This is a genomic window from Clostridium sp. M62/1 (assembly GCF_020736365.1).
GTDB classification, from domain to species: domain Bacteria; phylum Bacillota; class Clostridia; order Lachnospirales; family Lachnospiraceae; genus Otoolea; species Otoolea saccharolyticum_A.
Window position 1 is genome coordinate 3117896 of record NZ_CP085988.1, and the last position, 22279, is coordinate 3140174.

Below are 22279 nucleotides of genomic sequence, written 5' to 3' on the forward strand. Positions count from 1 at the left end.
GCGTATAAGACTATAAATTAAATTTATACTGAAGGAGGGGTTTATGATCGAACTTTATGAATTGCGCCAGTTTGCAGCCTTTGCCGGCTGCGGAACACTGTCTGATGCGGCAAAACTGCTGCATCTCTCCCAGCCGGCGCTGAGCAGAAATATGAAAAAGCTGGAGGAAGAACTGGGAGTTACACTGTTTACCCGCACAAAAAACCGGCTGGAGCTCAATGAAAACGGGAAGTATGCGCTGCAGCTGATTCAGAAGATTATGGATGATGCCGATTCCCTCCCCGTGAAGATACGAGAGTTCGACCGCAAAAACCGTACCCTCACTATTGGAGTCTGCTCTCCCGCCCCCATATGGATTCTTACCCCGTTTATTTATAACCAGTATCCTCACATGACAATTCAGACGGAAATGGCGGATGAAGAAGTGCTCTTGGAGGGACTCAGAAACCATACGTATCATCTGGCTGTGCTGCAGAAGTCACCGGAAGATCCTCAGCTTTTTGCCAGAGAGTGCGGCAGGGAATCCCTGATGTTTGCCCTGCCCAGAGGCCACCGTTTCGGAAGGAGAAAGGGTCTGTCGTTTGCGGAAATGAACGGAGAAAATATGCTTTTAATGTCAGACATTGGTTTCTGGAATTTCGTGCGGACAGAAAAGATGCCGGACTCACGTTTTCTGACTCAGGATGACCGCTTTAATTTCAGCGAACTGCTCAAAGCTTCCTCCCTGCCTGCCTTCACCTCCGACCTGGCAGAAAAGTATATCGAGGCCGATACAAACCGCATTCATGTGCCTATCTCGGATCCGGAGGCGGCTGTGACCTATTATCTGGTCTGCAGGAAAGAGGAGCGGAAGGAATTTCATAGCCTGTTTTCCTCCCTGAAGACAGTTTAAACTGCTGCATTGCCGGTTGCCAGACTGCTGCTAACTGTTGGGGCTTCATGACGCTTTGTTTGAAAGATGGAAGGAACTGGAGCTCTCTTTCGGGGATGGCAGGGAAGCTAAAGGTCCTCATCTGGAAATACTTTTTAAGCTGCCGTAACCGGAGGGAGAATCTGTTCAGCCAATGACGGCCTCCCTCCCATAAAACGGTATTTTTTATATCGATCCTTACAAAAGATTTCGCTAGTTTTGTATAATTCTTAACAAATTCTGCTTTCACGCTTTTTATATAAAATAATCTCCGGCTCTGCTCCGTTGCAGCCATATTCGCACACAAGAATGTAATTTCTATCGGCAACAACTCCATAACACCTTTCCTTGCCGGATATTTCAATTTGATTTCCTAAATAAACGTTGTTATCTTTCAGCAATTTTACTGTTTTCCCGTTTGCAAGAGGATATTCCAGATTCACAAAGAATCCGTTTAACAGATTGAGGTCGTTTACCTCAACCCCTCTGATTCCAAGCCCGTTAATCTCTGAAATCAGGTTCTCCTTGAAACGCAGAAATTCATCTTTTCCGCCTTGCTCGATACATTCGGCGACAATACAATTTCCGCCAAAAGGATGCCCCTTTACATTCTGACAGCTGCCGCATTCCTCCCGGCGGCTGCACCTGCTGCAGCAGTTTGTACCACAAAGTTCATGCATATATATCTCTCCCCATACCAATTTTCTGATTTCATTATACTTAAAAGCCATGCGCAATTCAACTGCAGAAAGCGAGGTTGCAACTCTCCCAAACAATTGCAGCCAAACGGCTTATTCTCCGGGAAGAATACCCTCGAATTATGCCAAAAAGTAGAATACAATTTGACAGAGGGATGAGAGTCCCTCATTCCCATTCTGGACGGCATGGGTAAATCGGGAGACAAGAACAGATTTCCCGGAAAAGCATGACGAAGTATTCTCAGGCGTCTTAGCATAAATGAAGTAAATAGGTTAGTAGACTATAGCCATTATGCATCCTGAATATTCTAAAGCAAAATTAAGATATTTCTTAAGAATTCTTAAAACCGAGCATGTTGTCTTTTCTTTTTAATAGCCCTATGATATACTGTCGAAACCTGTTAAGCATTTGCAGATAGAGAATCAGTAATCACATTACACGAAGTATTCGACAATCAACAAAATGTTTTGCTTTTTCAGGATTTCCGTCTTTAACAGGATATTGAAGACAGCCGGTTTTTGCGTATCGGTACAGTTCCTGCAAGACAATTTATCAACGGAAGGAGGCTATAAGGAACCAATCGAATGACCATATCACCAGGTCAAAAGAATATTCAGCTATATGTAGCTTATCAAGAAATTAATACCCAGGTGCGGAATTAATAAAAGCACACCATACCATAACAGGTATGTGCAAATCTATTACATAGGAGGATATATGAAATTACGCAATTATTTAGTACTCTCTCTCTGCCTTCTGGCTTTATCCGGCTGCAGCAGCAGCCCACAGGAAACAACTGCTGCATTTGCAGAAACCGCTGCGGTTGAAGAAACAAGCAGCGAGGCAGCTATGGAGGCGGTTCAGGAAACAGCCGCGCAGACAGCTTCAGAGGTAAGCCCCGAAACAACCGCTTCGGCAGCTGCAAAGGCAGTCCAGCAGACTACTGCTGCAGCCACGAAGGCTGTTGTGCAGACCACAGCCGCAGCAGCTACAGCGGCTGCTCAGACAGAAAGTAAGACAGTTTCTCAATCCAACGTGGATTTGAAGAGCCTGACGGATATGGTGGGAAAATCGGACTCTGAAGTAACTGCACTCCTGGGTCAGGGAGAGGAAGTGAGGAACGAAGCAGGACTTATTCTGGATCGTACCTACGCACTCTCGATCCTGGGGGAAAATGCAAACGTCTCCCTGACCTTCAACTTATATCAGGAAGGTTCCAATATTCTGGAACAGGCAGTTATCAGCTTAGGACAGTCTGATATCAAAGAATACGCAAAAACACTGACTCAGTTGTTCGGCGAACCGACAGAAACCTATGAAAAATCCTATTTCTTTGCTTCCGGCAGCAAAACCTTAGTCCTGGCCGATCCCTACGGCGACGGCGCTTACATCGAAATATCTTTGGGTGAATAGATTTAAAACACCATTACCATATCGTTTTCTTTCACTGTCAGCAGGCCTTTCCTGCTGGCAGTTTTATCTTTCCGGAAAACTTCACATATTACAGGAACTCATCTATATGAACCGGAAAGTGCACCTTTGGCTCAGCGCCTGCTTTCCTTTAATTGATAATGATAAATGAAAAAGGACACCTCTCTAACGTTTTTTAGAAAAGTGTCCTATTCCGTCCTTAATACAGTTTGATATTATTCTGTATCTAATTTAAAATCTCTGATTAGTGTTCTCTGACCGCTTAAATTTATCGTACCCTTATAGCACAGTTATATTTGGGAACGAAAACGATTGTTTTCAGCCGCTTTAGTACAGCTTCGCACCTGCCGGAATCACGTCGTCCAGCATCAGAAGATTCAGTCCCTCATGTCCGTCATACTCATACACAGCGGAAATCAGCATTCCCTCGGAGTCAATGCCCATCATCTTTCTGGCAGGCAGGTTGGTGATGGCCACGCAGGTCTTTCCAACCAGCTCCTCCGGCTCATAGTACTCATGAATTCCGCTTAAGATTGTGCGTCTGCGCTCTGTTCCGTCATTCAGAGTGAACTTCAGGAGCTTCTTTGACTTGGGAACTGCCTCGCAGGCCTCAATCTTCACTACCCTGAAATCAGACTTTGCGAAGGTCTCAAAGTCCACGAAATCCTCAAATAACGGCTCAATCTTAACCTTGGAAAGGTCAAGCTGCGGCTGAGCTGCAGATACGCCGGCAAATGCGGAAGGTGCCTGGGCTTCTGCCGCCTGCACTGTCCTGCCCTCGCCTTTCTTTGCATCCAGTGACTTCATGGTCGGGAATAAAATTTTGCTCTCTCCATCCCGCCCCATGCCGCTCCGTAGTGCGCAAAATCCGCATAATTGCTGGGTTTTTGAAACTATTTATCATTCGTCCTGTGTCCTATTTGACCGTCCGCTTCACTCGAAAAGTTGTATAAAAATTGTAGTTGTTTGTAGGCATATTTTTTTGTGAAAAAGTGTGTCAGCTCCAAAATGTCAAAAATTGGATAAATTTTCCATGAAAAGGACTGGCACATTGTAGAGCCATGAAGAACATCCCTGATACTGTTTCTTTATCGCTTTTAGCCTATATTATAAGGTATCAATGCTAAAACTGCGGAAACCAGCAATGCACAAACTGCTTATTTGCAGCTCATACAAATATGAGTATACCCCCATCAGTTATTCAAGTCAACATTTTTCAGCGAACTACTTGTCTGCATAAAAAACTAGGAGGTTCACTATGCCAGAATACCAACTTCAAATCAAACAAGTGGTAGATTACCCACGATGCCGGATTTATCGTGAGTTCATCCACAAACTGATCAACGACCGGAGCATCCGCATAAACGGAGGCTCCGGCCTTTTTCATTTTACTGTACTTTGCAGCTATGCAAACTTCCGCACCTCATACCGCCGTATTGACGGGATCAGTTATACAGTCTCCCCCGGCGAATGGGTCTGCACCGTCAAGGAGCTGTCTTGCTGGTTCCGCACCCGCTTTCATCGGCAGGCACTGTCCATGCTGGATACCCTTCAGAAGCAGCACTTGATTTCCTATACACTGCTGGGCCGTGGCAACGTAGTCAAATATAAAATCCTCCACTGGGCCCGCCACAATTCCGCACTGGAGTACAATGCCCCCTGCCAAAAGGATACCGGTTTTTTCTTCCTGCCAGTCTCTGTTGCCCTGGAACTGGTCAGCTCTGCCCGCTGCTCTGAAATGGACATCGTTCTGGATCTGTGGGTATCCGCTGTCTACAACGATACGCAGGTGCAGGGGTCAGAGGTCGGTCCGGTAGCCTACTTTCGCAATGGTACAGGAAACCCGTTGGTCAGTTATACCGAGCTTTCCTGCCGCTGGGGGCTGTCACGCGCTACCGTATGCCGGATACTGAAAAAGCTGGACGGTCTTGGGTATATCTCTATCATGTCGTTTCCCGGCCGGTATGGAAGCGTGATCTACCTGCAGAACTACCTGTCCACCATGTTTGAGATTTCCGATGTTTTAATCGACAAGGAGGAAGTTGCCATGACCTTAAACATTCATCTGGAGCTTCCGGAAACTGCTGAAACCGAAGAGAGCCATTCTATCTCTGAGCATGAGGTCATTGTTTCGGATGCACTTTCCAGCGTTTCAAAATCGCACATTGAAACGATACTCCGCAAGATGGCTGACATCCTATCTACGCAAGGGATTTCCTGCTTTTCTTGCCCACTCTCCCGCTATAAGTTATATCCCTTATCGGACGACTGCTGGGAAGAGTTGATTCCGCGTGCGCGAGGGAAATCTACAGTCCACTTTGGTCTGACCATCCTCTGCGGCACAAATACTTCAATCGCCACTTTTGAACTTACACTCACTCCCTCTGAGGAGCACGAAAATAGGAGGAACCTGAAATGAGAAAATTTGTTGAACCTGATGTTGCTGATAATCCCCTGTACCATGATACCTGGAAACTGCTGAAAAAATACCGGGATGTTGTGTGGAGCCTGGAGCTTTCTGTCCAGCATGTCCGCACCAAGTTTGAGATCGAGTATGGTACCTCCATTGAGGATTTTCTGGATTCGGTCTATCTGGCTGGCGCTGATTTGGCCGGAAGCGACATCGAGCATCATGCCAAGTGCATTGAACGCAGCCACAAAATGCTCAAGCTGCTGGATTCCGCAATCGAATTGCTGCGTACCAAGCACAAAAATGGTGAGGCATATTACTGGCTGCTGTACTACTCCTTCCTCTCGCCGCAGCAGCTCAAAAATGTTGAGGAAATCATCGAGACCCTGCGACCGCATATTCGTGACATCAGTTTCAGAACCTACTACCGCAAACGCCGGGAAGCCATTGAAGCCCTCAGTTCCGTCCTTTGGGGCTATACCTCCAAGGACAGTTTAGACATGCTGGAGCAGTTCTTCCCAGAGCCAAAATCATCTTCCGGACAATCGGGCAAATAATTGGCACAATTCGGGAACAAAATTGGCATGGTTCTGCTCTTTCAGTGTAAATACCGATGTGTTAAACTGAATATGCTCAAACTTGCACCCAAAACCGAACAGGACAGTAACGGCACCTTTCATCAGGGTGCTTTTTTGCTGCCCAGATGGCCGCCCGGCCATTTGAAAGCCCACATTTGTTTTGACAGGTGTGGGTTTTCTGTTCCCTATTGAGCATCAAAAAATCATTCAGAATTGGAGGATCGCAAATTGAAGAAAACGAAAACCCCTCAAACTCCGCAGCTTCAGGAGCCGGATACCCAGTCCAAGCGCAGGCTTTCGCTGCCCAAAGTGGCTTACAGCGCCTTCCTGTGTGTGATGATGTCCATGATATTCTGCCAGCCGGCTTATGCGGCAACAGATGTATGGACCAAGGCCAAAGAGATCATGCAGGATGTATACACCCAAATCCTTGCCATCTCCACTATCGCCGCCATCGTCACTGCTTCGGTAGCCTTGCTGCTCATGAACTTCTCCCGTTCCGGACGGACGGTGGATGAAAGCCGCGCCTGGCTCAAACGAATCTGTATCACCTGGGCTATCCTCAATGGCTTGGGCTTTATCATGGCGTATGTGACGCCGCTCTTTAGTGGCGGACAATGGACAGGCTGATTGACCGTCTGACTGCTCGCCGGAAAGGAGGCTTGCATTTATGGGCATTTTAGACGGCATAGTGGAATGGATCGCAGAACAGGTAATGGCCGGTCTTGATCTGGTGACCACATCGGTTTTGGGTGCGCTGGGCTGTGATATGGCTGTATTTCTGCGTTATTTTCCCGCAGCAGAGACTATGTACTCTGTTTTCGTGGCTCTGGCAATCGGGATCATCCTGCTCAACTGGGTCTGGCAGTTATTCAAAAACTTCGGTCTTGGCGCAGGTGTGGAAGCAGAAGACCCGGTAAAGCTGAGTATCCGTTCCATTATTTTTATCCTGCTGACGCTCTTTTCAGATGAAATCGTCAATATTGTTCTTACCATCGGCGGCACCCCCTACCACTGGATCATGGAGTCCGACCTTCCTGCATTAAGCTTTGCAGACTTCAATTCCGTGATGCTGGTCATCATCGGTGTGTGTGCCAATGGGGCTGTGGCACTGATTACCTTGATTTTGGTTCTCATCCTGGCCTGGAACTACCTAAAACTTCTGTTCGAGGCAGCCGAACGGTATGTGCTGCTCGGTGTACTGGTCTACACGGCTCCTGTTGCTTTTTCTATGGGCGCCAGCCAGACCACAGCAAACATCTGGAAATCCTGGTGCCGGATGCTTGGCGGTCAAATTTTCCTATTGGTCATGAACGCCTGGTGCCTGCGCCTGTTCACAAGCATGGTGGGGTCCTTCCTTGCGAACCCGCTTTCGTTGTAAGGAGGTCTTATCCTTGAAGAAACTCAAAAAATTTTTGTTTGCGGCCTTTACAGTCGCAATTCTCTCCTGCCTGCTCTGCCAGCCGGCTTTTGCCGCTATCTCCGAAAGCGATGTGCAGGCTCAGGTAGACGCTGTGGGAAAAGAAGCCGTTTCCGGCAATGTGTTTATCTGGTTTCTCTGTGCTATCGGCTTTCTCAAAGTCGGCCAGAAAATCGATTCCTTCCTCTCCAGTCTTGGTGTCAATGTAGGACATACCGGCGGCAGCATGCTGGCTGAGGCTATGATTGCTGCCAGAGGCATCGGCGGCATCAAGAACTTTTCCAGTCACCACTTTGGCGACGGGAGAAACAACAGTTCCACCAATGTCAACACAAACGGTGGTAAAGGCAGCGGCGGCTTTGGAGCAGGGTTTGCCAGCGGCGGTCTTGCTGGAGTGGTGAGCCGAAAAGTCACAAACAGCGCCATCAAAACAGCCACCACAACTCCCGGCTCCAAGCCTTCCGGTCTTGGCAGTCTTTTAGGCGATGCTGCAGCCGGAGGGATCGGCGGCCATATGTACGCTTCTTCCGTCAGTAAGGGCGGCAATTTTGCCAACAATGTAATCGGCAGCGTAGCCACGGGCAGTATCAGCCAGATGGGTTCCATTTCCGGTGAAAAAGCCGCCGAAGCCCTGCACTCTTACATGGGATATGCGGCACTGGAATCCGGAGCTGAAAATGTTCCGACCTTCCAGAATGTCGAAATCGGCGGCGGCCGCATCACCGGCACAGAAGTGACTGCGGAACATCCCGAAGGCATCTCCTTTGGTATGTACCACGCAGACCAATATGTTGCCCCGGAAGGCCAGTACACCACCGTTCATGCCGTGGATGGCACAGCATGGTATAAGCAGTACGCTGTGGATGCTGTTGACAAATCGCCCTATATGGCTCCTGACGGTTCTATCGCCTTCAACGAATCCATTGTCAAAAAACTGCCTCCAGCCCCGAGGAGAAAGGACAAGATATAAATGCCAGAAGATCAAAAAAGCGGTTTTTCCGAAGCTGTGGAGACCGGCGCCTCCGCAGCGCATACCATCCGCGGCGCAATCAAAACCGGAAAAGCTATTTCCTCCGCTGCCAAAGGCGCTGCCGCAGGCGGTCCTTACGGTGCAGTTGCAGGCGCAGTGTGGGCAGGCCGGAAGCATATCGGAAAAATCATTGTGGCAGTCATTGCCCTGCTTATGCTGCCGGTATTATTTGTTCTCATGCTCCCCGGTCTTATTTTCGGCGGACTGACCAATGCCTTTTCGCCATCTGACCCCGAAATTCCGATTTTGAATAGCGAAACAGCGATTATTGAGAACGCCAACGAGATCACCTTTACCCTCAACGGCATCTTGGGCGAGGCACTGGATGATGTACTTGCCCGGATCGAAGCTGACTTTGCGGCATCGGGAGCCGACCATATGGAGGTCAAAAATGCTTATTCCGGCGGGCCTATTTATAACGCCAACCTGTTTATCTCTCAGTATTGTGCAGCCAAAGACAAGGATTTTGAAAGCATTTCTCTAAATGACCTTGCCGCCACCCTGCGGGAAAACAAGCAGCATCTATATTCCTACACCAGCAAGCAAGAGATTCGTGAGAGCACCGTGACCGATCCGGAGACTGAGGAAGAAACAACAGAGTCAGAAACATGGATGGTCTATACTGTCCGTTACAACGGTGAGTCCTATTTTTCTGATGTTGTATTCCAGCTTACCGATGACCAAAAGGAGCTTGCAGCCGATTATGCCTCCAACCTAAGCCTGTTCTTGGGCGATGGTCTGCTGCAGAATCTGGAAGCGTGGACCGGAAACAGCATCACCTCTCTGGGCGATGTTACTTTCACCGATGGGATCACACCTGTTGTTTACTACAATCAGCTGGATGAACGCTATGCCGGTAAAGCCTATGGCACGGACAATATTGGCGGTTATGGCTGCGGCCCTACCGCTATGGCAATCGTGGTGTCCTCTCTGACAGACGATATGGTTGACCCTGTGGAGATGGCCGAGTGGTCTTACAACAACGGCTACTGGTGTAAAAGCAGTGGTTCTTACCATGCACTGATACCTGCCGCCGCTGGGGAATGGGGGCTTCCGGTTTCCGGCTGTACCACTGCGGAACCACAGCGCATCACAGACGCACTGGCTAATGGTAAACTGGTAGTAGCAATCATGTCTGAAGGCCACTTTACCTCATCCGGTCACTTCATTGTCCTGCGTGGCGTAAAAGACGGCAAGATCATGGTGGCTGACCCTGCCAGTTACACACGGAGCGAACAGCTCTGGGATCTGTCCATTATCTTAAATGAGGCCAGCCGGCGCGCTGGAGCTGGCGGTCCGTTCTGGATTATCGGCTGATGTGCCCGCCCGGCTTCGGAAACGAGGTTAATCATGAATCATAAAATCGACCGAGATACCTACATAATACCACCGAATTTCATCGAGTCAGGCACCTTCTTCGGTGGTATGTTCAAAGCCCGAAATGTGATTGAAGCCGGCATCCTGGCATTTGCCATTGGTGTGCCGGTTTTTTCATTGCTCCCTCTTAGCCTGACTGCCCGTATCATCGCTTTGTGCCTGACCGCACTGCCAGCAGCATTGGTGGCGCTTATCGGAATTTCCGGTGAGAGCCTTTCCTCTTTTCTGCTGATTTTCATAAAGTACCTGCGAAACCGCCGCATTATAGGCGGTAACAGCGCAGAAGATGCGGTTCCGGCGGCAGAGCATGGCGGCAAGCATATTAAAAAGAAGGTACACAAGCCCGACAAGGCTCCCAGACGGTCACGGCGCTCCGGCAGAGAGGATTTCCCAGCGGAGTTTGATGAAGTTCGTGGCTACGAGATCCGCCAAAAACTCCGTCCTGTGAAAAAGCAGAAGCCTGCCAAGGAGAAGAAAGCCGCCAAGCAAAAAAAGAAGGTCTCCAAGGAGCGCAAAGTAAAACGCCCTATCCGCACTCAGGAGCCGAAGCCCGCCTGCCTTAACCCGGTAGCAGATTATCTGCCGATTTCCAAAATTGAAAACGGCATCATCTACACGAAGGACCACCGCTATGTCAAGGTCGTCGAGGTAGTACCCATCAATTTTATGCTGCGCAGCGCCCAGGAACAGCGGAACATCATCTATTCCTTTGTATCCTACTTGAAAATCAGCCCCATCAAGCTGCAAATCAAAGTACTGACACGTCGGGCAGAGATCAACCGCCATCTGGATACCGTTCGGAAGGAGATGGAACAGGAGACCAATGAACAGTGTCTGCTCATGCAGGAAGACTACCTCCAGTTCGTTCAGCAGATCGGTTCCCGTGAGGCAATTACCCGACGTTTCTTCCTGATTTTTGAATATGAGCCGTGGAGCAACACCAAGCGCTCTGATGAAGAAGGCGAGGCAATCAATGCCCTGCAAAGTGCAGTCCATACTGCTACCAACTACCTCCGTCAGTGCGGTAACGAGGTCATCGTTCCGGAAAACTGGGATGAGTTTACCGTAGATGTCCTCTATAACCTGCTCTGCAGAAATGAAAGTGCTGTAAAGCCGCTCTCCGTCCGGGCACAGGAGGTTGTGGCTGAGTACCTTGCCAAAGGGCGCGACAGTGAGATCGACCATATCCCTGCCACCGAATTCTGTGCGCCAAAAAGCATTGACTTCACGCATGGTCACCATATCTGCATTGACGGTCTGTATTATGCTTATTTGCTGGTGCCCTCTGATGGCTACAAAACGCAGGTTCCAGCCGGCTGGCTCAGTCTTATCGTCAATGCCGGTGACGGGATCGATATGGATATGTTCCTCTCCCGTCAGCCCAAAGAAACCATCATCCAGAAAGTCGGACAGCAGCTGCGTATCAACCGTTCCAAAATCAAGGACGCCAGCGACACCAACACCGACTTTGATGACATTGATGGCGCTATCCGAAGCGGGTACTTTCTCAAAGAGGGCCTTGCCAACAACGAGGACTTCTACTACTTGAATCTGCTGATTACCATTACTGCCTCCAACGAGGAAGACTTGGAATGGAAGGTCAGCGAAATGAAAAAGCTCCTGCTCTCACAAGACATGAACGCCTGCACCTGCCATTTTCGGGAGGAACAGGCGTTTTTATCTGCCCTTCCATTGGTGGCAATGGAAAAGAAACTGTATGAGCGCGGTAAACGCAACCTGCTGACAGGCGGTGCGGCAAGCTGTTATCCCTTTACCTCCTATGAGATGTGTGATGATAACGGTATCCTGCTGGGCGTCAACAAGTACAACAGCTCCCTTATTATCGTGGACATCTTCAATTCTGCGGTCTATAAGAACGCCAATATGTCGATCCTTGGCACGAGCGGAGCCGGCAAAACTTTTACCATGCAGTTGATGGCGCTGCGAATGAGGCGGAAAAATATCCCCATTTTCATTGTTGCGCCCCTAAAAGGCCATGAATTCCATCGCGCCTGCTCCAATGTGGGCGGCTCCTTTATCCAGATTTCACCGGCCAGTCCCCACTGCATCAATGTTATGGAGATTCGGCGGGTAGACCGCTCGGTGAATGAAATTCTGGACGGTCCAGGCATCCAGTTATCTGAGCTTGCAGCAAAGATCCAGCAGCTCCACATATTTTTCAGTCTGCTGATCCCCGATATGTCTCACGAAGAACGACAGCTTTTGGACGAAGCCCTTGTTCGTACCTATAACACAAAAGGCATCACTCATGATAACGCCTCTTTGGAAGACCCTGCACAGCCCGGCCAGTACCGTGAAATGCCGGTGCTTGGTGACCTGTACGAAATTTTGAAAACCTCCAAGGAAACGATGCGCATGGCCCACATCCTAAACCGTCTGGTAAACGGCAGCGCCAGCACCTTCAATAAGCAGACCAATGTTCGGCTCGACAACAAGTACACTGTTTTGGATATTTCCTCCCTCACCGGAGACCTGCTCACCGTAGGTATGTTTGTGGCGCTGGACTTTGTTTGGGACAGAGCCAAAGCCGACCGTACAGAAGAAAAAGCCATCTTCATCGACGAGTGCTGGCAGCTTCTATCCGGTGCCGGTGCTGCTGGTGTAAGATTGGCTGGCGATTTCCTTTTGGAAATTGCCAAAACCATACGCGGTTACGGCGGCGCCTCGATTTTTGCAAGCCAGGATCTTGCCGATTTCTTTGACCTTGACGGCGGCAGATTTGGTAAGGGCATCATCAACAACTCCAAGACCAAGATCATTCTGAATCTGGAGGACGACGAAGCCCAGCGGGTACAGGAAGCCCTGCACCTGTCCGATGCTGAAACAATGGAGATCACTCACTTTGAAAGAGGTCACGGTCTGATTTCTACCAATAACAACAATATTATGGTGGAATTCAAAGCCAGCCCTCTGGAAAAGGATCTGATTACTACCGACCGCCGCGAGCTGCGTGAAATCGTAGAGCGAAAACGCCGTGAACAATCCACATCTGCCGAACAGCAGATATAACAATTTGAAAAGCGAGGTGATTCCCATGTGCAACTTTCCTGCCAGACGCCGCTATGCGTCTGCTTTGCGTCTGTATTACGCCTAAAAGCCAGTTTTGCCAACCAGATCATCTTTTGGCTTACACTGACTGGCTTTCCTTCCTATTTTAATGCGTCTTGAATACGCCTATATTACGCCATTGGAGGTGATACCCATGAAGACCAGGGCTGAAATCTATGGAAATGAAGCTGCGGCTCTGCTGCGGATCGTCACGATGTATCCCGGTCTCAATATGCAGCAGCTTCTTTGCTTTCACCCTGGCAAAGAAGAAATCATCAAGACCCTGCTCTCCCATCTGCAAAAGCAGGGCCGTATTTTTCAAACTGATACAGGCGGTTACTTTCCGTCTGGTTGGGCAGCAAAATCAGACAACTCCCTGATACGGGCTGCCTGGGTACTCTTGGATTTTATCGGGCAGGTGGAATACCATGCTCCCGGTGATTTTCCGGTCAAGCTTATCTTCTTTGCAAACGGTGAACTATACGAAATCGTCTACGCAGCTTCCGGCCAGGAGGCCCTGATCAACCATGCGCTTCGGGATGACCGCAGCGGTGGACGCCGCATCATTTTGGTCGATAATCCGGAAGACATTCGCCGCATTGACTGCCCTGGCATTTCCGGTTTCTGCACCGTGGATGCAGCGGGCCAGGTGCATTACTTTAAGAAAACAGGAGGAACTTGATTGGAACGAAAAATCATCTCACACCGGATCGGAAGCATTCTTGATGATATATCCCGTTTGAGCAATGCTCTTTACGCGATGGATACCACGGATATTCAGCGCTATCCGGACAACTATGAAGTCTTATCCACTGATGCCGCCCTGCGGGCAGAGAAAATTGCCTGCAGGCTGCGGCATTTGATATATTCCAGCACCACCATCCGCAAAGGCGATTACCTGACATCCGCCGGTATTGTACACGGAATTGAGGTTGTCTATGAGGACGGTGTACTGGAGGTCACCCTGCCTGGTCTGCTCCCAAAACGCAAGCAGAGGCAAAACACTGAGTTTCTGCTCGACCCGTTCTACTTCTCATTGGAGCAATACGCCAAAGAGCATCCCATGCCCCGCTTCAGCGATTGTGTGGTGTGCTTTACGCAGGTTTATGACCAGTGCCTTCCCACCCGGCGTATCCGTGACTACGACAATCTGGAAGAAAAGCAGCTTCTGGATGTCCTCTCCACCTTCGTCATGGCTGACGATACCGGCCTGCTCTGCGATGCCTACAACACCGCTGCGCTGGGCGAAAAGGACTGTACCAGAATCAGTGTCATGGAAAAAAAGCGGTTTCCCGCCTGGCTTGCTGAGCATGAAAACACCCTAAAATCCATCTCGGATTTTTGAGCATTTTCAGCCATTGCTTGTCCGACCTGCCGCAACATCGTATTTAGCCCCGGATTTCGGGGCTTTTTTCTGTCGTTACACCACGGATTTTTACCGAAGTTCCTTGCAGTCTCGGTAAAAGCCACACACCACAAGGAGGTGATCACTTGGGAAATTCCCACAGCCAGACACGATGGCGTACAGGCTTCTCTCTCTGACTGCCATCTCCGGCGAGTTCCCCACAGACCAGCTTAACAGACTTCCCGGCAGTCCATATTATCTGGAGTCTGTTGTCACTGCACTGAAAAAAGACGGGCTGCTGCGTACCTATTACCGGGATAAACTGCGCGGCTACCGTCTGGGGCCGCGAGCCAAAGCCACTCTGCTGGAAAGCCGGCCGGACAGGTTTGCCAGCTACCTGACAGGAGACACCGACACCAACCGTTTGAAATGCGAAATTGACCGAAGACTCCGGCTACACCGCCTGGCAGAAACCTATGTGACCATGGATAATGCGGGTGTATGTGTGTATCGGGATGAAAAACCGGCAATTTTTGCGCCGGATGGTTACGCTGGCGGCAGGATTGTCTATCCTGCTTTTTTCAGTTCCAGAGAAGTGAAAGAAATGGGGATCGACACCACGAAGATCCGCAGTTCCCGCTCCACTGGAATACTCCTTGCGCCCTCCGGCATCTTCGTGACCTACAACAGCAGCAGCGCCCTGATGAAGTGGCGCTACAAATCGGAAATGCGGGTCAAGGCATTGATTTGGAGCGTAATCTGCCAACAGCGCCTGGCCCCACAGTTTCGCCATGAGGATGTTCATGGACTGATTCTGGGCAACAGCATGGATCTGGCTTACCAGATTTTGACCAGCACCGGAGGACGCAAACATGATTTCTTCATGCTGGATAGCAGCTATGAGCATTTTCTTTATCTTACCAACAACCATCAGGGGGAGGTGATACTTGCACTGCTGTGCGACCCTGTGAAAACTGCGGAGCTGGACCGCATTCTGCTCCAAGGTCTTACTGCGAGGCAGCCCGGACTGGCTATTGAGCATGACGGCGTTTCACCGGATGGCTCACCAGTCCTGTTTGGCTATTTCTGCGATCTGCCCCGTATCGCACGCTTCAACACCTCCCTCGAACTATCCGAGCGCCCAGGCACACTGATCTGTTTTGACTTCCAGGCAGAGGTACTTCGCAGCTACTGTGGTTCCCGGGTGCGCTTCCAGACCATTGATTTCACAAAATTCGAGGGGAGGTTATTCCCATAAACAAGAAAAAACTGATCGTGAGCCTGATTGCAGCGCCCTTTGCCATTCTTGCAATTCTATACGCAGGCGGCTTTCTGGCACAGCTTTTGGGTAACTATGCAACCTGGAAACAGGGCGGCGGTATTCCCGGCGATGGTACTTCACCGCTGGCCGCTTCGCCCGACTTCCTTCTCTGCCTTTCCTCTGTGCTCCGACCGCCTTATGGCGTGTATGGCATTTTGATCTGCATTGGCTTGTTAGCAGTGCTGCTCATCATGGTCATGCGCATGGGATATGGTGATACCGGTGAGTATGATGAAGACCGCAATTTCTCCTACTCCGCCAAAGGCACTTATGGCACCTCCGGCTGGATGTCCCGCAAAGAAATGTCCGGCGTACTGGATCTGGTGCCCGATCTGCGCAAACACAAGGGTGTTGTACTGGGTATGCTGGATGGCAAAGCAGTCTGCATACCGGAAGATACCAGAATCAACAGCAATCTGGCAGTCTACGGCGCCAGTGGTTCCATGAAAACCCGTTCGTTTTGTATGAACCGTATCCTTCAGGCCACTGTCCGAGGCGAAAATGGTGCCGGAGAATCGCTGATCATCTGCGATCCCAAATCGGAATTGTACGAGAAGTCAAGCGAATTTCTCCGCAGCCGGGGCTATTGTGTCAAGGTATTCAACCTGGTTTCGCCTGAAAACTCAGATTCCTGGTGTTGTCTTGCCGAAGTTGAGGGACAGGAACTAATGGCCCAGCTTTTTGTAGATGTCATCATCAAGAACACCACGAACAACGGCAAGAGCGACCATTTCTGGGATGCCTGCGAGATGAATCTGCTCAAGGCTTTGGTGCTGTATGTGGATCAAGGCTATGCGGAAGAAAACCGCAACATTGGCGAAGTCTACCGGCTGCTGACCCTCAATGGGGAATCCCAGCTTGATACATTATTCGAAGCCCTTCCTTCCACGCACCCTGCCAAAGCACCCTATAGCCTGTTCAAGCAGGCCAGTGACACAGTGCGAAGCGGCGTGATTATCGGTCTGGGCAGCCGCCTGCAGGTATTCCAGTCTGAGCTGATCAAAAAAATTACCGCTAAGAATGAGATTGATCTGGAGCTTCCGGGTCAGCAGCCCTGTGCCTACTTCCTCGTTACCAGCGACCAGGACAGCACCTTTGATTTTCTGGCCTCGCTGTTTCTATCTTTCTGCTTCATCAAACTGGTGCGATATGCAGACCACAACTGCGAGGGCGGCAAACTGCCTGTGCCTGTCCATATCCTTGGGGAAGAACTGACAGCGTGCGGCACGATCCCCGACCTCTCCCGCCGGCTCAGCGTAATACGCTCCCGGAATATCTCCATGTCCTGTGTGTTCCAAAATCTCGCAGGATTGCAGAACCGATACCCGCAGAATTTGTGGCAGGAGATCATTGGAAACTGTGACGCGCAGTTGTTTTTAGGCTGTACAGACCAGCTTACTGCCGAATTTATTTCTGCCAGGACAGGGCTTGCCTCCGTAGCAGTATCCAGTAAGTCCAAACAGCTGGGCACCTGGCGTATCTCCAACTATACACCGGAGTTTCGTGAGACCTCTGGTGTTGGAAAACGCCCTGTACTTACTCCTGATGAAGTCCTGCGGCTCCCGCTGGATCAGGCGCTCATCATCATCCGTGGCAAGAAGGTTCTGCAGGTAGACAAAATGGATTACTCCAAACACCCGGAAGCCAAGTACCTGCGTTCCTGCAAAGCATCTGCCCATGTACCGGAATGGCGCCGCTTGGAAGAAGAAGCCGCCAAAACACCGCAGCCCGCGCCGAAACCGGCTCCTGCAGCAAAGAAGCCGGCAAAGCGCAAAGCCACCAAACCGGCATCCCCCACGGATAAATCACCCAAAGAGGCTCCGGCCCCCAAATCTGCCGGTACGCCGGAAGGCATTATCACCACAGACAAGGATTCCATCCTGTCTTAAACAAAACTATCAAATTCATAGGAGGTTTTAATCTATGGCAACCAAGAAAAAAGAACTTCTGGAACAGGAGGCTCCTGTTACCGAAACCGTTATGTCGGAAGGCGAAACTCTGCCGGCCGATACTGCTCAACCTGAATCCCTTCCTGCTGATACTGGCAATAGTCTGGATTTGAACGAACTGCTGGGGCAGATGGATCAGCCCCTGGAGGACACCTCTACCGAAGATATGGCTGAAGATCCCCTTCCTGAACTCACCGAGGAGGAAATGTTCGGAGATACGCCTGCTGAAACAGACGATCAAAGCGCTGCTCCCACTGATATGCCGGAAAACTTTGATGTGCAGCCGCCTGATGTTTACGAAGATAACGCCGACGCTGTGCAGGAACCCCCTGCATCTCCCAAGCCCAAGCGTACCAGCCGAAAGAAGAAAGAAGCTGCTGCTCCTGAAGAAACTGTCACAGAGGAAGTCCCTGCCGAAACAACAGAGTCGGCGGATACAGCCGACTCTATTCTTGATACGGAGGAACCTGCTGTGGAGCCTGATGTTCCTGTCGTGGAAGAAGCTGCCGCTCCTGCCCCTACTCCTTCTCCTCCCCAGCGCCAGCCCCGCCCCCAGCGCAGCGAGGCCCCCGTCCTTACTATCCGCAACCGGGATGATGTCGAGACTGCCGAAGACCGTGATGATGTAATCTGGCATGAAATTCATAATGCCTACCGCACCCGCAAGATCATCACCGGCAAGCTGGGAGGCATTGAACAGCTGGACAACCGCAAGACGGTGGCAGTTGTGGATTACAAGGGGTTCCGTGTCATTATCCCTATCAAGGAAATGATGATCAATCTGGGCCGCAGCCCTTCCGGTCAGGAATACGCCGACCTTATGCTGCGCCAAAATAAGATTCTTGGCAACATGCTCGGCGCTGACATTGACTTCATCGTGCGTGGTATCGACTCCAAAACCCGCAGCGTAGTTGCCAGCCGCAAGGAGGCCATGCTGCGCAAACGCCAGATTTTTTATCTGGATACGGATGCTGCCGGTATGTACCGTGTCTATGAGGGCCGCATCGTCCAGGCGCGTGTGATTGCAGTGGCCGAAAAGGTTGTGCGCGTGGAAGTTTTCGGCGTTGAAACCTCCATTCTTGCCCGTGACCTTGCCTGGGACTGGATTGGTGACGCCCATGAGCGTTTTTCCGTAGGCGACGAGGTGCTGGTCCGTATTCTCAGCGTGCGGCGCAACAGTCTGGAGGACTTGGGCATCAAGGCTGACATCAAGAGTATTTCCGAGAACACCGACAGGGACAACCTGCAGAAGTGCCGTATCCAGGGCAAGTATGCCGGCCGTGTCACAGATGTCCACAAGGGCGTTGTCTATGTGCGTCTCTCCAATGGTGTCAATGCGGTAGCCCATTCCTGCTATGACTACCGGATGCCCGGCAAAAAGGACGATGTATCTTTTGCCGTCACCCGTCTGGATATGGAGCGGGGTGTGGCCGTAGGTATTATCACTCGGATCATCCGTCAGAACCTGTAAGCAAAACAATGCCAGGGGAGCAGATAAACCACTGCTCCCCTGGCTAATTTTTGTCCACAGTTTTGTTTCATATTGCACTTACTCAAGCGCAAGCAATACCTCTCCGAGTTTCTTCCACTGCTCTACCACAAAATCAAAAGACAGTGTATCTTCTTCCGCAAAAACATAGTTACGTTGCATATTCTGATAGTCCTTACGAAGTGCTTCATTATCAGAAAACCCTCTGAGCAACTGAAAATCAGAAAACTTCTTTTCCGCCAGATCACTGCCTGTTCTTCGGGTCTCTTCCAGCCTTTTATATCCCAGCATCTCAAGGAATATCTGCTGATTTTGAATCATTTCCTGAATCTGCTTTAAGTCGAACATGACACTGACATCGTAAAGATGTTTTGCCACATCAAAATACATCTTACGCTCATAATAGAATTCAGCAGCAAAAATCTTGTCGGCAAAAATCCTCTCTAACCGAATCGTGTTAATCATAAAAGGGACAACATCATATTGTGACCGAAGAATATTTCGCTGTTCTTCGGTGGCATAGGTGTAAAGTATCGGTTCAATTTCAAGTGGTGTAAAAGGCTCGCTGACAGTAAAAGATGTACCTTCTACTTTGACATATCCAAACCGTTGGAGCGGATCATCCGTGTCAATGCCTACAAGTGGAGTGTAATCATAGACAGTTGTGATACTACCTTTCCGATCATCTTCGAGATCCTTTCTGGATGTGCGTGGCAAGGCCTGATATTTCTTTGTTGCCATCTCCAGCCGTTTCTTAGCCTGGCTGTTACTGCAATTATCGATGCACACCGTCAAGTCAATATCCTCTGAAAACCGGCGGATACTTTTCTGTGCTTTATACAGGGCTGTTCCACCTTTAAAATAGGCTGGTAATGTTACCTGTTTCCCTGCCAACTCCCTCAACAGTAGCGTAACATAATAGTCCTTCTCCAAAATATCAGCCCGAATGCTACTATCCTCATGGATTAAATTGATAATATTCAAAAAAGCAAATTTATCCTCGTGCAGTTTCATAACTACCCTCCAACAAAATGTCTATGGTCCGAAGCAAAGTTTTTTGCCCATAATATTTTCTGGCCATCAGAATCAACATCTCAGTTTTCAATGTAAATTCCTCAACAGTAGCTCTTACCACATCAATCGGCTTTGCAGTATCTACTGGCGCCATATCCAGTTCTCTGATTGCATCCAAAATTTGCAGATATCGAAAATTTCCAGAATTAACTACAATAGGCGGTTTCCGAATCTCAATCTGCATTCCTTCGGGAATTCGTTTTGTATGCAGGTTGGTTGCAATGCATCTCCTTTTTGGCATTTGAGAAACAAGACCAATACGATTTAATGCAGACAACCCTGTTTCATATCCAATTATCTCGTTTTCTTTCCGAAGTAACTGCTTACAAAAAAGTGTTTCTTTATCTGGAGTATAATATCCAAATGCTGTTTTTACTCTCCTGCAGTAAATTCCTTTGGTTAGGCGCATAATCTGCCCCTCTTTTTCAAGCCGAGCCATATTTACATTGACTGTCTTTTTTACCATCGCTGTATCAAGTAAAAGCCGTTCCGCCACATACTCTGCGACTTGTTCGGTTGTAATTGTTTGATCTGGCTCCAGAGCAGTCAGATACTGCATGATCAAATCCCGGTACTTTATCTTTTCCATACAGATCTCCTTTCTGTTGCGCTTGTTATTATAATACTCATTTTTCCTTCATTTTATGTATTCATAATAACACTTTTTCTTGTTGCAGTCAATGGGAGGAAGAAAAACAGATATACTCCAAGACCAGCTTCTCATTTTCAGTTAGTTTTGTCGCTGTTGCCCCCTTTAGCACATACTATCAGTATATGCGTCTCTTTCTAAACTTCCCAATACATAATTTTATCTTCTATATGCGTTTATTTTTCACGAAAATACAGTTATAATATATATAATCGAGGATTTAGGAGGCAATTTTATGCTGATTCAGTTTCGTGCAGAGAACTTTCTCTCTATCAAAGGCAGTGTCGTATTATCCCTGCTTGCCAGTAAGGATAAAGAGCATCCGAAGCATCTGATTGTGAATGGAAGCAAACGGTATTTGAAGTCTGCCGGAATTTACGGAGCCAACGCTTCCGGGAAGTCCAATGTCCTTCATGCATTCTGGTTCATGGTAAATTATGTGCTGACTTCGCATAACCAGCAGCTCCACAAAGCCATCGAACGTTCGCCTTTCAAGTTTGACCGTGAAACACCCGTCCGCCCCAGCAGCTTTGAGGTCATCTTCACCGCAAATGGCATCCGATACGCGTATGGCTTTTCGGTAACAGACAAAGTTGTTATTGAAGAATACCTATATTACTATCCCAATGGCAGGCAGGCGATCATTTTTGAGCGGCAAAACACAAACGATTTTCGTTTTACTGTTGATGTCGATGAACAAAGCATGCTCAAAAATCGTACTTCACCTAACAAGCTCTATCTGTCTGTTGCATCAAACTGGAGCTATTCCAAGGTAATTCCTGTTCTGGAGTGGTTTGCTTCCTGCCGGATCATCACGAAACATTCTGCTGCAGATGCTTATGAACTTGAAGCAGAACAGCTCAAAGACGATGGCTACCGGCATATGATCGCCTCTATGTTGCGTGGCGCAGATTTTGGTATACAGTCCCTTCAAATGCGTGATTTAGAACCCACCACTTCTCAGCAGGGCGATATTTTCACCAATATTGAGGCCATTCACACGGTACAAGACACAGAGGGAAATACTTCTTCCTACACACTGAATATGGCAGAGGAATCCGATGGCACCAACAGTTATTTCAAACTGATTGGTGTGGTAAAAAAGGTGCTGGATGAAGGAACACTCCTTATAGTAGACGAACTGGACGCTCATCTGCATCCCCTCCTGACAAAGCATCTGGTCTCGCTTTTTAACAGCGTGGAGTTCAATCCAAATGGAGGCCAGTTGATTTTCACATCACACAACACCAATCTTCTTGACTTGGATGTGCTGAGGAGAGATCAGATCTGGTTCACCGAAAAAGATGAACTGACCGCTGCTACCGATTTGTTTTCCCTCCAATCTTTTTCTATCCGCAAAGATACCAAAATTGAGAAGGGGTATTTGATCGGCCGTTATGGTGCGATTCCTTTTATTAAGGGTGGGCTGTAATTGGCACAAAATTGTCTCTACATTGGCACAGTCCTGCCCTTTCGCCGTAAATCCATATCTGTTATACTTGGTACAGTCAAAACTTTGCATAGCAGC

19 protein-coding genes are annotated in these 22279 nt (G+C 49.1%); 15 read left to right on the forward strand and 4 right to left on the reverse strand.

Annotated elements, in window-relative coordinates; all coding sequences use genetic code 11:
* Positions 1-43: 43 nt before the first annotated feature.
* A complete protein-coding gene (locus LK436_RS14485; protein ID WP_008394806.1) occupies positions 44-892 on the forward strand; it encodes a LysR family transcriptional regulator in 849 nt (282 codons plus the stop codon).
* A 248-nt stretch (positions 893-1140) separates the two neighbouring features.
* Here LK436_RS14485 and LK436_RS14490 read toward each other — a convergent pair whose 3' ends face one another.
* The gene (locus LK436_RS14490) at positions 1141-1590 is read right to left on the reverse strand and encodes a hypothetical protein (RefSeq protein ID WP_044930440.1); all 450 of its coding nucleotides are present in this window, start codon (positions 1588-1590) and stop codon (positions 1141-1143) included.
* Between the two features lie 736 nt (positions 1591-2326).
* On the opposite strand from LK436_RS14490, the gene LK436_RS14495 reads away from it, so the two are divergent.
* Complete coding sequence (locus tag LK436_RS14495) at positions 2327-3022, forward strand: hypothetical protein (protein WP_008394804.1); 696 nt, start codon at positions 2327-2329, stop codon at positions 3020-3022.
* A gap of 345 nt (positions 3023-3367) precedes the next feature.
* On the opposite strand, the gene LK436_RS14500 is transcribed toward LK436_RS14495, so the two are convergent.
* On the reverse strand, positions 3368-3886 hold the full coding sequence (locus LK436_RS14500) for a hypothetical protein (RefSeq protein WP_008394801.1): 519 nt from the start codon (positions 3884-3886) through the stop codon (positions 3368-3370).
* 412 nt (positions 3887-4298) lie between these two features.
* Between LK436_RS14500 and LK436_RS14505 the strand changes: the two genes are divergently transcribed.
* From LK436_RS14505 to LK436_RS14560, 12 genes are all read left to right on the forward strand, one after another.
* Positions 4299-5459, forward strand: a complete 1161-nt coding sequence (locus LK436_RS14505; RefSeq protein WP_008394799.1) for a hypothetical protein — start codon at positions 4299-4301, stop codon at positions 5457-5459.
* Complete coding sequence (locus tag LK436_RS14510; RefSeq protein ID WP_006873388.1) at positions 5456-6007, forward strand: hypothetical protein; 552 nt, start codon at positions 5456-5458, stop codon at positions 6005-6007. Before LK436_RS14505 ends, LK436_RS14510 begins: the two co-directional genes overlap by 4 nt.
* A gap of 249 nt (positions 6008-6256) precedes the next feature.
* Positions 6257-6658, forward strand: coding sequence for a fimbrial protein (locus tag LK436_RS14515; protein ID WP_173700504.1), 402 nt, complete (start codon positions 6257-6259; stop codon positions 6656-6658).
* Positions 6659-6698: 40 nt separating this feature from the next.
* Positions 6699-7409, forward strand: coding sequence for a hypothetical protein (locus LK436_RS14520; protein ID WP_008394795.1), 711 nt, complete (start codon positions 6699-6701; stop codon positions 7407-7409).
* 13 nt (positions 7410-7422) lie between these two features.
* The gene (locus tag LK436_RS14525) at positions 7423-8418 is read left to right on the forward strand and encodes a hypothetical protein (protein WP_008394794.1); all 996 of its coding nucleotides are present in this window, start codon (positions 7423-7425) and stop codon (positions 8416-8418) included.
* A complete protein-coding gene (locus tag LK436_RS14530; protein ID WP_008394793.1) occupies positions 8419-9795 on the forward strand; it encodes a C39 family peptidase in 1377 nt (458 codons plus the stop codon).
* Positions 9796-9828: 33 nt separating this feature from the next.
* Complete coding sequence (locus tag LK436_RS14535; RefSeq protein ID WP_008394792.1) at positions 9829-12885, forward strand: VirB4 family type IV secretion system protein; 3057 nt, start codon at positions 9829-9831, stop codon at positions 12883-12885.
* A gap of 193 nt (positions 12886-13078) precedes the next feature.
* Positions 13079-13606 (forward strand): DUF5697 family protein, encoded by a 528-nt coding sequence (locus LK436_RS14540; RefSeq protein WP_173700505.1) that lies wholly within the window; start codon positions 13079-13081, stop codon positions 13604-13606.
* Positions 13607-14269 (forward strand): DUF6100 family protein, encoded by a 663-nt coding sequence (locus LK436_RS14545; RefSeq protein ID WP_006873396.1) that lies wholly within the window; start codon positions 13607-13609, stop codon positions 14267-14269. It begins immediately after the preceding gene.
* Positions 14270-14441: 172 nt separating this feature from the next.
* Positions 14442-15527: a hypothetical protein gene (locus LK436_RS14550; RefSeq protein ID WP_008394789.1), complete on the forward strand. Its 1086-nt coding sequence runs from the start codon at positions 14442-14444 to the stop codon at positions 15525-15527.
* Positions 15528-15544: 17 nt separating this feature from the next.
* The gene (locus tag LK436_RS14555; protein ID WP_008394787.1) at positions 15545-17479 is read left to right on the forward strand and encodes a VirD4-like conjugal transfer protein, CD1115 family; all 1935 of its coding nucleotides are present in this window, start codon (positions 15545-15547) and stop codon (positions 17477-17479) included.
* Positions 17480-17513: 34 nt separating this feature from the next.
* A complete protein-coding gene (locus LK436_RS14560) occupies positions 17514-19010 on the forward strand; it encodes a S1 RNA-binding domain-containing protein (protein WP_008394785.1) in 1497 nt (498 codons plus the stop codon).
* A gap of 78 nt (positions 19011-19088) precedes the next feature.
* Here the strand turns inward: LK436_RS14560 and LK436_RS14565 are convergent, their stop codons facing one another.
* Together LK436_RS14565 and LK436_RS14570 are read right to left on the reverse strand one after the other, a co-directional pair.
* Positions 19089-20042, reverse strand: coding sequence for a nucleotidyl transferase AbiEii/AbiGii toxin family protein (locus LK436_RS14565; RefSeq protein WP_008394784.1), 954 nt, complete (start codon positions 20040-20042; stop codon positions 19089-19091).
* A complete protein-coding gene (locus LK436_RS14570; protein WP_008394783.1) occupies positions 20023-20691 on the reverse strand; it encodes a DUF6088 family protein in 669 nt (222 codons plus the stop codon). Before LK436_RS14570 ends, LK436_RS14565 begins: the two co-directional genes overlap by 20 nt.
* A gap of 295 nt (positions 20692-20986) precedes the next feature.
* On the opposite strand from LK436_RS14570, the gene LK436_RS14575 reads away from it, so the two are divergent.
* Positions 20987-22183 (forward strand): AAA family ATPase, encoded by a 1197-nt coding sequence (locus tag LK436_RS14575; protein WP_008394782.1) that lies wholly within the window; start codon positions 20987-20989, stop codon positions 22181-22183.
* Positions 22184-22279: the final 96 nt, after the last annotated feature.